At 41.6% G+C, this 12,819-nt stretch carries 10 protein-coding genes and 1 riboswitch; of the genes, 3 read left to right on the top strand and 7 right to left on the bottom strand.

Annotated features, from left to right (window positions below):
• Window positions 1-21: 21 nt before the first annotated feature.
• Together RCG24_RS19270 and RCG24_RS19265 are read right to left on the bottom strand one after the other, a co-directional pair.
• Entirely contained in the window at window positions 22-1,578 is a 1,557-nt protein-coding gene (locus RCG24_RS19270; protein ID WP_308077781.1) for an Ig-like domain-containing protein, read from the bottom strand.
• Between the two features lie 261 nt (window positions 1,579-1,839).
• Window positions 1,840-4,188, bottom strand: a complete 2,349-nt coding sequence (locus tag RCG24_RS19265; RefSeq protein ID WP_202653252.1) for a 5'-nucleotidase C-terminal domain-containing protein — start codon at window positions 4,186-4,188, stop codon at window positions 1,840-1,842.
• A 398-nt stretch (window positions 4,189-4,586) separates the two neighbouring features.
• Here RCG24_RS19265 and RCG24_RS19260 point away from each other — a divergent pair, with 398 nt between their 5' ends.
• Window positions 4,587-5,210, top strand: coding sequence for a LysE family translocator (locus tag RCG24_RS19260; protein WP_202653251.1), 624 nt, complete (start codon window positions 4,587-4,589; stop codon window positions 5,208-5,210).
• 242 nt (window positions 5,211-5,452) lie between these two features.
• Here RCG24_RS19260 and RCG24_RS19255 read toward each other — a convergent pair whose 3' ends face one another.
• Together RCG24_RS19255 and RCG24_RS19250 are read right to left on the bottom strand one after the other, a co-directional pair.
• Window positions 5,453-6,733: a UDP-glucose dehydrogenase family protein gene (locus RCG24_RS19255; RefSeq protein WP_202653250.1), complete on the bottom strand. Its 1,281-nt coding sequence runs from the start codon at window positions 6,731-6,733 to the stop codon at window positions 5,453-5,455.
• A 447-nt stretch (window positions 6,734-7,180) separates the two neighbouring features.
• Window positions 7,181-7,312 carry a hypothetical protein gene (locus RCG24_RS19250; protein WP_308077780.1) on the bottom strand — a complete coding sequence of 44 codons (132 nt, stop codon included), beginning with the start codon at window positions 7,310-7,312 and terminating at the stop codon, window positions 7,181-7,183.
• Window positions 7,313-7,527: 215 nt separating this feature from the next.
• Between RCG24_RS19250 and RCG24_RS19245 the strand changes: the two genes are divergently transcribed.
• Complete coding sequence (locus tag RCG24_RS19245) at window positions 7,528-8,583, top strand: multicopper oxidase domain-containing protein (protein ID WP_308077779.1); 1,056 nt, start codon at window positions 7,528-7,530, stop codon at window positions 8,581-8,583.
• 213 nt (window positions 8,584-8,796) lie between these two features.
• On the opposite strand, the gene RCG24_RS19240 is transcribed toward RCG24_RS19245, so the two are convergent.
• A complete protein-coding gene (locus RCG24_RS19240) occupies window positions 8,797-8,961 on the bottom strand; it encodes a hypothetical protein (RefSeq protein WP_308077778.1) in 165 nt (54 codons plus the stop codon).
• 59 nt (window positions 8,962-9,020) lie between these two features.
• A riboswitch (cyclic di-GMP riboswitch) is annotated at window positions 9,021-9,240 on the bottom strand.
• A gap of 308 nt (window positions 9,241-9,548) precedes the next feature.
• On the opposite strand from RCG24_RS19240, the gene RCG24_RS19235 reads away from it, so the two are divergent.
• Entirely contained in the window at window positions 9,549-10,292 is a 744-nt protein-coding gene (locus RCG24_RS19235; protein ID WP_235887948.1) for a M15 family metallopeptidase, read from the top strand.
• A gap of 576 nt (window positions 10,293-10,868) precedes the next feature.
• Here RCG24_RS19235 and RCG24_RS19230 read toward each other — a convergent pair.
• Both RCG24_RS19230 and RCG24_RS19225 read right to left on the bottom strand, forming a co-directional pair.
• Window positions 10,869-12,053: a toxic anion resistance protein gene (locus tag RCG24_RS19230; RefSeq protein ID WP_202653246.1), complete on the bottom strand. Its 1,185-nt coding sequence runs from the start codon at window positions 12,051-12,053 to the stop codon at window positions 10,869-10,871.
• Window positions 12,050-12,706 (bottom strand): 5-bromo-4-chloroindolyl phosphate hydrolysis family protein, encoded by a 657-nt coding sequence (locus RCG24_RS19225; protein WP_202653245.1) that lies wholly within the window; start codon window positions 12,704-12,706, stop codon window positions 12,050-12,052. Before RCG24_RS19225 ends, RCG24_RS19230 begins: the two co-directional genes overlap by 4 nt.
• Window positions 12,707-12,819 lie beyond the last annotated feature (113 nt).

The following is a 12,819-nucleotide window of genomic DNA, read 5'->3' as shown; positions in this document are numbered from 1 at the left end:
ATTTTGCTGGATTACAAGCTTTTATTGATTATTCGTAACTGTGTCTGTTCCTTCAGGATTACCTTCAGGGTCATTGGTAGTTTTCGTTACAGTAATTGTTACGGTACTTGAATTTCCGGCTTTATCCTTAGCTGTTACTTTAATGATGGTACCAGCCTCTTGCGGTGGAATCGTGGCTTGGTATGTTCCATTTGAATCTATCGCTGTTGCTGTGATCGAAGTTCCAGACCCCATTGACACAGTAACGGCTGCACCCGTTTCCGTTTTTACCGTTACTTGTGTGGACTGGTCTGTTACTGGATCAACCGAAATCGATGGAGCCGTTTTGTCAGCAACAGTCACAGTTGCCGATTTCGCATGTCCAGCTCTATCTTTAGCAGTCACTGTAAATTTCGTTCCTGATTTTAGATTTTTCGAAAGTTTATATGAAAACTTCCCATTTCCATCCGCCTTAACAGGATGGTTCTTATCAAAGCTCAGTGTAACTGTTGCTCCAGCCTCGGTTTTTCCAGATACCGTTTTTGATTGATCTGAAACTGGATTAACGGTGATGGTTGGAATCGTTTTGTCTGCGACAGTGACACTCTTCGTTACCGCATTCTTTGCCTTATCTTTAGAGATAACGGTCACTTTTGAATAAGCTTTTGGCTTATTTGGTAATGCTATTTTGAAATATCCACTTGTTTTCGCTTGGGTTCCTTTAGATGTCCAAGTTCCATTCTTAACCGTTACCGATGCACCTTTTTCTGTTTTTACATATATAACTTTGTCTTTATCCGAAACTGGTTTAACAGTTAGAACTGGAGCCGTTTTATCTTGGACGGTAACACTTCTCGGTTTACTTACATTTCCGGCTTTATCCGTGGCTGTAACGCTAAGTTTTTTGCCAGCTTTTTGTTTTGGAATTTTAATAGAAAAATTCCCCTTTGAACTAGCTGTTTTACTATATTTCTTAGAGCCAATAGTCACGGTTACTGTTGCTTTCGCTTCCGTTTTACCAGTTACTGTTGTGGAATTATCACCAACGGTATTGACTGTTGGAATTTTCGGTGCTGTTGCATCAAGATTTTTGAAGAATGGCTTCGCCAGTTGATTAAATGTTTGTGATGACCAAGTGATTTTCACCTTGGCTCCAACCTTTACCATATCGTATAACTTTTCGACATCCCAGTTATGCATCCGGACACAGCCGTGTGAAACCCATTTCCCTATCGAGCTTTCATTAGCGTTTCCATGAATTCCATATGGGTAACCATTTTCCCATTTACTTAGCTCCATCCAGCGCTTCCCTAATGGATTATTCGGGGCGCCTCCCGGGATGTTTTCCTTATACCATGGCCGGTTTTTCTGTTTTGCACGTATGTAGAAAGTTCCTTCCGGAGTAAGACTCCGAGTCTTCCCGGTTGCCACAGGGTATATTTTTACTAATTTACCTTTTTCATAGAAAGCAAGTTTATTAATCTTTTTATTAATGATAATTAATTGCTGATTGGCGCTTGCACTCGCTTGTGGAGCCTGCGGAAAGCTCATAAATCCTAAGAATAAAACGATTAAACCAATTATTAAACGTCGAAACACCTTTTGTTACACCTCGCAAGTATTCTATTTATTCTTAAACAATACCACATCTGTAACAATTGTAACATAATTTTTGTTCAAAAAAGTTTCGCTAAATAGTTACAAATTTCAACTTGGTTCATTTTTATAGAATACTATCCTTTTAAAAAGAGGTTGTTTAAAATAACAATGGTGTCAGGCATCCTAATTAGATTTTAGTGATACCTGACACCATTTGAGAAAGTCTTTAACTAGATTTTTCTAACTATGATTTTTCAATCCTTACCCAGCTTTTCCATTTGACTTTTTATTACTAGCATATACTCCGTCTGAGTTAAAGTAATACATTTTCCCTTGAATTTTTACCCAGCCGGTTTGCATCACACCATTTTTATCGAAGTAATACTTCTTCTTGTTGATAGTTTGCCAGCCCGTGCGCATGGCTCCGTCTTTGTTGAAGTAATACTTCTTCTTGCCGATTTTTGCCCAACCGGTTTGCATGACTCCGTTTTTGTCGAAGTAATATTTCTTCTTGTTGATAGTTTGCCAGCCCGTGCGCATTGCTCCGTCTGTATCGAAGTAATATTTCTTCTTGCCGATTTTTGCCCAACCGGTTTGCATGACTCCGTCTTTGTTGAAGTAATACTTCTTCTTGCCAATTTTTACCCAGCCGGTTTGCATGACTCCGTCTTTACCGAAGTAATATTTCTTCTTGTTGATAGTTTGCCAGCCCGTACGCATGGCACCGTCTTTACCGAAGTAATATTTTTTCTTGGCTATTGTTTGCCAACCGGTTTGCATGGCTCCGTCTTTGTCGAAGTAATATTTACTGGCTTTAATAACTTTCCAACCAGTCACTTTTTTGCCATTTTCATAGTAATAAGTATGGCCTTCTTCCACTACCCAACCATTTTTTACTTCTGCAGGTTTTTCTCCGGCAGTAATTCTGCCTTCAACAGCAGGAGCAACAGGACTGTTTTGTGCAATATATTCGGTTAAGATTTCATAGTCGACAATGAATAGCTCATGGATGCGGCCGTCATCTTTAGCCTTTTTGAACATCGTATAGCCATCACCGCCATCCGCAACGAAGGCATTGGTGGCAACAGAGTATGTTTTCTTCAAGTCAATTGGCTCATAGCCAGAGGCGGATTTCACCTTTACTTCCCAGACTCTGTCATAGGCAGGCTTTTTAGGGTCATACTTGAATTGAATTCCTGACACCTGCATAAACTGACCGGCCCCTTCTTCCACCTTGCTGACGCTATGTTCAAGTGCGTCCCAAATTTCCTGGCCAGTTAAGTCCAGTGTCACCAGCAGGTTGGCAAATGGCATAACGGTATGAATATGCCCAAGTGTAACATCACCTTTTGGAATGGAGGCTCGAATACCACCGCCATTTTGCATTGCAATCACAGTGTCATTTTTCAAGACCTCATTAGCTTTTTGAGCCATAGCATCGGAAACCAGGTTACCAAGATTGGTTTCTTTCGTACGAACATTTCCACGTTCTCCATCAAGGTCTATTGTCGCAGCACCAATGACGGTCTTTTTCAACTCTTCCAGCGGTGTTTTAAATTCGTCCACCTTGGCCTGTGCCTCGGCATCCGCGACATAAGTGTTCACATCCAGCAGCTTGCCGTCTTGAGCAGTTACAACTCCATTAGCGTCAAAAGTTACATCCAAGACGCCCAAATATTTCAGATATTCATTTGCCTGAACAATCACGGTCGGCTCAGCTTTGTCAATCACAACCGGTTTGTCGAGCTTCGTATGTGAATGTCCGCCAACTATAACGTCAATCCCATCGACTGCTTTCGCCAGCTCTTGGTCCGGTCCGTAGCCTAAGTGGGATAGAACAATAATTTTGTTGATCCCTTGTTGTTTCAGGGCAGCAACTGTGGATTTGGCCTTCTCTACTGCATTTTCAAACACTATCTCTTTAGAAGGACTGGCTAAGAATGTGGTATCTTCCGTCGTCAGGCCAAACATGCCGACTTTTTCCCCGTTAATTGTTTTTACCATCGCCGGATAAATTTTGCCACCCTCTGGAGAAGAGGGAATTTCATTTTTAAACATCGGCCCTAAAGCCGGATCTTTTGTTACATTGACATTGGCGCTCAGAAGCGGGAATTTCATCTCGCTGATAAAATCAGCCAGTACCTTCGAATCTTTGTCAAACTCATGATTACCGAATGTCATCGCATCGTACTTAAGCTGGTTCATGAACCATAAATCCGCTTTACCAAGGTATTGATTGAAATAAAGCGTTCCCGAGAAAACATCGCCGGCATCGACTAACAAGGCGTCCGGTCTTTCCGCGCGAACTTCTTTTACAGCGGTTGCTAACTTCGGATATTGCTCAACATTTGCATGGGTATCGTTCACATGCATAATCCTTATATCTATGGATTTGGACGCTTGTGGTAAAATTTCTCTACTCATGTTATCAGAATGAGCCTGGTTACTTGCAGATAATTGACCAAATATATATTTTGTTGTATCCGTTTCAGTCGCACTATTGGTCGTTGCCTCAGCTGCACTTGCTTGTGGCAAATGAGGAAAAACATAGCTGGCAAAAAATGTCGCGACTGTGAGTAAAATAAAAAGTTGCTTCTTAAACAACTTCAATGGTTACAACCTCCTTTTTTTATCCCTAGACTCGTAATGATTTTAAATGTAATCTACTAATTTACTAGATTTTTCTGTTAAAGCAAGTGAGTGCGTCGACAAATGAACGGATTCTCAAAAAAGAAAGATATAACTTTTTCTCTTGTTTCTTGTATAGTCACCTCCACCTAAAAAATGACCTATCCTTGTCTATTTTAATATAAAGGCTAACATTAATCTACAATATTTAACAAACTTTACATATAATATTATTTGTGGTAACCAACTTAATAATTGGTTAATATATGTATTTGTTATTTTTTCTAAAGGTCTCTTTTTTCAAAATATAATAATCTAATTACTTCTAATTTTATGATAATATATTCATATTAAACTTCTTTACTTGGAGGCGTAGAGCCATGCTGTCATTTATTCTCGTTGTGCTTGTGTTGTTTCTTATTCCCGGTCCGGCGGTCATTCTGACGGTGACGCAAACAGCGAGGGGTGGGAGAAGAGCAGGGATTTTTACCGGTGTAGGGATTGCTGTTGGCGACCTGATTCATACATTAGCTGCTGTTCTTGGCCTATCGGCGATCCTAATGACCTCCGCCTTGGCTTTCGAGATCGTGAAATACTTGGGTGCCACCTATTTAATTTTTATCGGGGTGAAATCATTCCTGGAAAAGGCGAAAAAGCATGCGGAACCAGCTGCCGTCAAAAAGACTATCACCGACGCTGTATCGTTTCGCCAGGCGCTGCTAATTGAATTGTTAAATCCAAAAACAGCGTTGTTTTTCCTTGCCTTCCTGCCACAGTTTGTCCACCATAATGGAACACCGGTTTTTCTGCAGCTGTTGGCGCTTGGTCTGACGTTCGTGTTGATGAGTATTTTATACACAACAACGCTGGCGTTGTTGACCAGTTCGATTGGCGAAAAGCTTTTTGCTAATCAAAATAATTGGATGGCCCACTGGCAGGGAAAAATAGTTGGCTCGATTTATATTGGCCTGGGATTGCAGTTGGTGCTCCAGAGTCAAAAATAGGAAAAACGGTGACATTGGTATATTTCCACTTGTCCAATCATTCCCATACGTCTACTTGGCCGCATTGCTCGCGAATAATCCCGTTTTGAATCTCAAAGCGGTTCCCATTCTGCGGCAGCCCCCTTTCCTACGATGACGAGTCATCTCCAAGTTTGTCACGCAGGAAGAGTTGTCCATTTTGAAGGATTGCCGTATCGAGATGATCGAAAGAGCGAGGGAACCCCGCCCTTTTTCACCATTATCTAATAATTAGCAATCCCATGATAAAAAAAACCAAGGGTTTCCATTTCAGCCCTGTTCAACATATTTCTCCCGTCAAAAACAATCGGCTGTTTCATTAACGGTTTAAGAGCCGCCCAATCAAGGGTCTTGTAGTCATCCCAATCCGTACAAATGATTACAGCATCGCTGTCTGACACCGTTTCTGGTATGGTTGAAAATTGAGGGAGTTTTGAGGCCATGTTGACAACAGGGTCATGGGTTCTAATCACCGCCTGCGCCTGTAAAAGATGTTCGATCAGCTGCAAGCTTGGGGATTCTCTTGTATCATCGGTGTTGGCTTTAAATGCTAAACCGAGGACAGCAATCGTTTTATGTTTCACCCCGCCCTCTATGGCACGGTTCATTTTTTCGATAAAATATACGGACTGGTCTTTATTTACTTCAACCACTTTTTCAAGGATGGAAAGGGGACTATCATGCTGCCTTGCGGTCTGCAGCAACGCACTTACGTCCTTGGGAAAGCAAGAGCCGCCGTAGCCCATACCAGCTTGGAGAAAATGCGGACCAATGCGGTGGTCAAGGCCAATTCCTGTTGAAACATCGTTCACATTAATCCCTAACTTATCACACAGCCTGGCTAATTCGTTGATATAGGAAATTTTCATGGCGAGGAAGGAATTGGCCGCATACTTAATCATTTCTGACGCTTTCAAATTCGTTTCAACAATCGGACATTGGAAATTTTGATATAATTCTTTGATGATTGTTCTTGCCTTTTCACTCTCCGTGCCAATAATAATGCGGTCTGGACGGAGGGCGTCTTGGAGGGCGGAACCTTCGCGGAGAAATTCGGGATTGGATACGACGTCAAAGGGAATGGGTACAGGCTGTTGGCGTTTAATCCAGTTTGTCACTAATTCAGCTGTTCCGACAGGCACCGTACTCTTGGTCACAATAACCTTATAGCTGTTCATATATTGACCAATTGCTTCGGCTACATTTTTTACGTACAAAAGATCGGCACTTCCATCTAGGTCCTGCGGTGTTCCGACACAAATAAAAATCACATCATGGCTTTTTATCGCCATTTCTGTGTTGCTTGTAAATGAAATTCGTTGCGATTGGACATGTTTTATCAACAGGTCTTCAAGACCCGGTTCAAAAAAATACAGCTCTCCTCGCTGTAATGCTTGAATTTTCCGATCATCAAGGTCCAGGCCGGTTACTTGATGACCCATTTCACAAAAAATCAGCCCTGTAGTTGTCCCCACGTAACCAGTACCAATGATTAATATTTTCACAATTGGCTTCCCCCCTTACGACTAGTAATAATCTATTCGAAAGAGCATGCCAGGGAAGGTTGTCAATTTGAGAAAGGGCGGTAATTGGGCGGCTCATAGGTGCAGAGCTTGTTTAAAATGGAAGGGTTGTTTTTTTGAATGTGGATAACTATTATAGCAATTCTGCTATCCACAAGAGTTATCCACTTATTTCTGAGGTTGTCCACAAAATCCATTGGAGTATCCACATAATTATTCACATATTTGAAAATTAATTGAGAATATCTACAGGGATAAAAGTTCTTATTCACAAATTTATACGGATTATCAACAGATTTCCGGTGTTATACACATATTATCCACAATGATGCTTACTTACCGGAACTGCCGGTTCTAGGGGCTCTCCGAAAAGTGGTTTTTCTGCTCGAAAATTAAAAATGGACTTTCTGGACAGCTCCCACTTTCATGCTATTCTTCTGTTTCTGTTATTCGACCGGTTTTTTCGACAATCTCCCGCAGCTCGCCTTCGTCCCCTTTGGCATTGATTATTTCAAAAATCTGATTTAATCCTTCACTCGTTTGTTCCTCGTCTTTTTTCATTACTAAAACCTCCTTGTCCACAAAGGATTCCCCTATTTATACCGAATTATTGACTACTACAGAAGTTTTCCACATTTTGCTCATCACTTCACAAAATGTTCACCAACCCCCCGTGTTATAGTGACTCAAGTCACAGGAATGAATTATAAAAACACTAAAATAAAAGTGTAAATGATAGTTAATTAAATTTTAAAGTTAAATTGGAGGGAATAAAGATGGGAAAAGTGACAAAGTTTGCAGCAGTTATGGTAACAACCTCTGTGTTGATCTTAAGTGCTTGTGGCAAGGCTGAGCTCGCTACTGAGAAAAAGGCTGAGGCAAAAACAACAACGAAAACTGCGACACAGGTATTTGCTCCCCATGAACATGTAAATCAAAAACCAACTCCGATTAAAATAAAGCGAATTGGCAAACATGAAGTAAATGTCGAAATGACCGCACAGGTAACCGATATTGAAATTGCCAAAGACGATACGTATAGAGCTTGGACATTCAACGGCGAAGCTCCGGGCCCAGTAATTGTCGTTAATCAAGGGGACAAAATTAATTTTAACCTTAAAAACATGGATCCGGCGATTCCACACAGCATGGATATGCACGCTGTTCATACAGCGCCATCTAAGAACTTTGCCGACGTCATGCCGGACAAAACCGGCAAATTCAGCTACCCTGCTAATAACCCGGGAGTGTTCATGTATCACTGCGGCACTAAACCGGTGCTTGAGCATATTGCCAACGGGATGCACGGAATGATTATTGTCAAACCAACAACTGGCTATCCAACTGATTCTCAAGTCGACCGTGAGTACGTCGTGATTCAAAATGAATGGTACAAATATAATGATATGGATGATATGACCAATGGTAAACCTAAATATGTCGTATTTTCTACAAAAGCGCTTAAAGATGGGCAGATGAATACAAACGGAACCGTCGGTGCATTAGTTGATCATCCTCTGCTTGCAAAAGTTGGCGATAAAGTGAGATTCTATGTCTTAAACGTTGGTCCAAACGAAGTTTCTAGCTTCCATGTGGTCGGAACCACCTTTGATGATGTCTATATGGATGGAAATCCGTACAATCACTTAAAAGGCATGCAAACCGTGTTGCTGCCGGCGAGCGGCGGTGCCGTAGTGGAATTCACTGTAACAGAGGAAGGCAGCTACCCGATTGTTACCCATCAATTCAACGATGCCACGAAAGGCGCCAATGGAGTCCTGAAAGTGACAAAAGACGGCAAAGATGATGGCACCGAAGTAATGGCCCACTAATTCAGAAAATGAAAACTCGCCGATTGGCGAATCCGTTAGAACGGTTCATGAGGCGTAGTTGAATAAATCCGACACAGGAAAGCATAAAATTGGATGAAATTTTATACTTTTCTAGCAGCTAAAAAACAGCGTTCAGGTTCTCTGGATCCCGACGCTGTTTTTTTTGATATCTATGAATCGTTCTTCAAGACTCGGCCAACGATGAGCCATCAATTATATTCTTGAACCAAGTTCCACAGCCTTGCTGCGATGGTAGGTAGCCTTAACCTTAAACTTTAATCTTAATTCCTCGCATAGACAGTCCTGCTGCAACAATTCGTTGTGACGCTTTTGCAGGACATGGTACAAGTATTTTCCTTTTAAAAATAATTTCAACACAAAAAGCCCTCCCTTAAATTTAATCACTGCCATTGACATAAAACCGCAGGAGATTCGTGTTCGACAGCTGGCGAGCATTGTCTTAAACTGGAATGACATTCGAACCATCTTTCTCAATAAAGGTGGCGTGAACAGAGCCCGGCTTCTCACTGGAGTCACAAAATATTTATTTCACGACTTATATTGGTTTGCCTTTGCGCCGCTTCGCCCTTTTCCCTGTAGACTACAGCCCCTATAGCTTTGCGTCCTCATTTTTCAATAAGTTTGCCGTTTCGTACGATTTATGTGTTTTCTTAAATATATGAAACTAGTTTGTAAAATTAAAGGGCCGAAAGTCCTAGTTCGCTTCCGGGAAAGTTGGGAAAACTTTTACCGTCCTGTCTTTCTGGAGCAGCTTACATTCAAAGTCTTTCATACAACCTTTAATCACCTTAAATTAATTTCTTTATTAAAAAGCGATAAACAGACAAATTTAAATTTATTTTTTTTACTCCATTACCAGCATTCTGAAATGAAAAGGTTTTAAAAAATATCAAACGTGTCGATAGTGAGAACATAAATGAATTTTTTTAAAAAGGATGCTTACGATGGTAAAATTTCACTTGGAACTTGCCTGTGTTGTCTTATTGGCAACCTTGTTGACAGGCTGCCTGGAGAAAAAACAAATGGCCCCTGACGACGGTGAAGCCGTTGTTCCGGTAAATAAATCCACCTTTAAAAATCATGATGATGAAGCAAAAGTTATTGCCAATCCGGAAAGCATTCCCGTCCTCGTGAACAAAGAAAATATCTTGCCGGAAAGCTACCAGCCCAACGATTTAGTTGAACCCGATATTTCCTTTATTTTTTCTGAGAAATCGGAAAAGCGAAAAATGCGCGCGGAAGCAGCGACGGCGATTGAAAAATTATTCGCTGCCGCCCACGCCGATGGGATCGCTCTTCTTGGTGTATCAGCCTATCGTTCACGGGCAGCACAGGAGATTTTGTTTCATTATTATGTTAGTCAAGACGGTTATGAAACAGCGCAAACCTACAGTGCCCTCCCGGGGACAAGCGAACATGAAACAGGGCTCGCCATTGATGTGACTGGCGCTGACGGTAAATGCGCCGCAGAGGACTGCTTTAGCGGCAGTCCAGAGGCGAGATGGCTTGAGGACCACGCTGCCGAATATGGTTTCATCATCCGCTACCCCAGAGGAAAGGAAGCAATCACCGGCTACCAATACGAACCATGGCACCTCCGCTATGTGGGCAAAAAAATTGCCGCAGACATTGCCACTCGCGGCATGACCCTGGAAGAATACTTTAAAGCCATTCCGGTAAGTAAGTAATCGGGCCAATGGTGGTTTTTTAACGATTTATGCCTAAAAAGGGAAAAGACCTGATGATTGGGGTAACTAGCACTGGTCCAGTTGCTCGAAAACCGGATTGAACCGATGATTGGGGTAACTAGCACTGGTCTAGTTGCTCGAAAACTGGATTGACCTGATGATTGGGGTAACTAGCACTGGCCTAGTTGCTTGAAAACCGGATTGACCTGATGATTGGGGTAACTAGCACTGGCCTAGTTGCTTGAAAACCGGATTGACCTGATGATTGGGGTAACTAGCACTGGCCTAGTTGCTCGAAAACTGGATTGACCTGATGATTGGGGTAACTAGCACTGGCCTAGTTGCTCGAAAACCGGATTGAACCGATGATTGGGGTAACTAGCGCTGACGATTGTCCGGTTATCGCTGAATCTATAGTTTTTATCAGCGAATTCGGGTAATTTATCGGCGCTTCTTTATGGTTTATCAGCGATTTGTATCGGTTATCGGCGATTCATTCTATTTCAGCGGCGCATCTGTATATATTGCAGAAGTCAAAAAAGCTCCCGCTAGATTTAGCGAGAGCTTTTCTTGCTCTTAATTTCCTTTGATTTCCAATAGCTTTAGCCGCAGTTCGTTTTCCATCGTTGCTAGGTCTTGCTCGGCGAGGCGGCGCTTTTGCCGTCCTTCTTCCTGAATCCGCAATGTTTCTTCCAAAGTGCTGATCAAGTTTTCCTGCGTTTTCTTTAGCGTTTCAATATCAACAAGCCCGCGCTCGTTTTCCTTGGCCGTTTCAATTGTGTTGGTTTTCAGCATTTCCGCATTTTTCAGCAGCAACTCATTTGTCGTTTTAGACACTTGTTTTTGTGCCTCAACGGCATGCCGCTGACGAATCAGGGTCAAGGCAATGGCCACTTGATTTTTCCATAACGGAATCGCCGTTACAATCGACGACTGAATTTTTTCCACTAACGCCTGGTTCGTATTCTGAATTAAACGGATTTGCGGTGCACTTTGAATTGTGATTTCACGGCTTAATTTCAAATCATGGAGACGTTTGTCCAAGCGGTCGGCAAATTGAATCATGTCATTGACCTCTTGGAATTTCATTTGGTCATTGGTTGCCTCCGCCTGTCTTTTCAACTCGGGAATAATTTTCTCGTGCATTTCCTCCAGTTTCAATTCCCCAGCAGCAATATAAACATTGAGGGCTTGAAAATATTCTTTATTTGTTTCATAGAGTTGTTCAAGCAATTTTATATCGGAAAGCAAAACATTCTTGCTGCGCTCCAGCTTTACGGTAATGCGGTCAATTTGCGCACCGGTTTTTTGATATTTGGATAGTGCTTCCTGAAGTGATCCGGAAATTTTTCCGAACATACGCGCAAAAAAGGATGGTTTTTCATCCCTTAATTCGTCCGGATTAACTTGATTTAAGTGCTTCATGAGATCATTAATGATGTCGCCGATTTCCCCGAGATCTTTTTTCTGCACATGTTCAAGCATCGTTTGCGAGAAGGAGAGCAGTTTTCCTTGTGCTTGCGTGCCATATTGAATCATCGCCTGATGGTTTGTTGGATCAATTTGGGCGGCAAGTTGGTAGGCCTTAGCCCGGTGTTCTTCCGGGATGACATCGATTAATTTAACTGGCTTTGCCTCAGCCGCTTGTACCGCTGGAGCAGGCTGCTTCGCCAACTCAAGTTCGTCGCCAAACGGATTGGCTAAAATATCATTCAATAAATCACCGGATTGTTTATTTAAATTTGGAGTATTTTCGCTCATTTTAACCACCTATTCTCCTCGGGAAATTTGGAATCTTTTTGTTTTTTTATTGTATGCTTTGCTACATCAATTTCAAAGTTTAAATGGTCAACATCATCAGAAACAACCTGAAACAAATCATTCTCTAACACTTTAGTCAGTTCATTTAGAGTTTGCCGGGTTTCGATGAGGGATTGATTGATTTCCAGATTTTTTTTCGGCTGGGAAGCTAGGAAGCTGTATTTCTCTGTCAACTCGACAATCGAATCCAAATGTGAAAAATAAAATGATTCCGCCTGATAAAATCGTTTCGGCTCTTTAGCAGCCATTTTTTGGATTTTTTTAGTGATACGAAGAATATCAATTCTTTGTTTAACGGATGATAGATCACGTATGGTAAAAAGTGATTTATTGAGACGGTTAATTTTTTTATTTGCTTCTGATAAATTTTTTCTAATATAGCGGTATTCTTTTCTGGTCAGCTGATGCTTTTTTAAAAAACTGCGGCTCTGAGCAATGGCGAGGATCATATAGACAACAATCCCGCAGGCGATCGCGATGCCGAGTGACGGCAGAAAGTTTTGCCTAAAGAAAACAAAGCTGATAAACCCAGTTAAGACTGTCACGGGAATAGCCACAAACGACCGTAAAATGAACGATGCAACAGGGTTCATAATGATCGACTCCTAACAAATTAAATAAAGCTTACTATTTATACGAATCACTCAAATGAATGTTTCATATTTCGACAGCACAACATAGTTTCCATTTATTATTCTTACTTCCA

Origin of the sequence: Neobacillus sp. OS1-32 (assembly GCF_030915425.1) — a bacterium.
GTDB classification, from domain to species: domain Bacteria; phylum Bacillota; class Bacilli; order Bacillales; family Cytobacillaceae; genus Neobacillus; species Neobacillus paridis.
The sequence above is the reverse complement of the archived record's forward strand: the minus strand, read 5'-3'. Positions and strand labels throughout refer to the sequence as shown.

Bases quoted from the DNA above. Each gene is read 5' to 3' on its own strand.
- RCG24_RS19260 (WP_202653251.1), top strand. From the start codon at position 4,587: ATGCTGTCATTTATTCTCGTTGTGCTTGTGTTGTTTCTTATTCCCGGT.
- RCG24_RS19250 (WP_308077780.1), bottom strand. From the start codon at position 7,312: ATGAAAAAAGACGAGGAACAAACGAGTGAAGGATTAAATCAGATTTTT.
- RCG24_RS19245 (WP_308077779.1), top strand. From the start codon at position 7,528: ATGGGAAAAGTGACAAAGTTTGCAGCAGTTATGGTAACAACCTCTGTG.
- RCG24_RS19235 (WP_235887948.1), top strand. From the start codon at position 9,549: ATGGTAAAATTTCACTTGGAACTTGCCTGTGTTGTCTTATTGGCAACC.
- RCG24_RS19230 (WP_202653246.1), bottom strand. From the start codon at position 12,053: ATGAGCGAAAATACTCCAAATTTAAATAAACAATCCGGTGATTTATTG.
- RCG24_RS19225 (WP_202653245.1), bottom strand. From the start codon at position 12,706: ATGAACCCTGTTGCATCGTTCATTTTACGGTCGTTTGTGGCTATTCCC.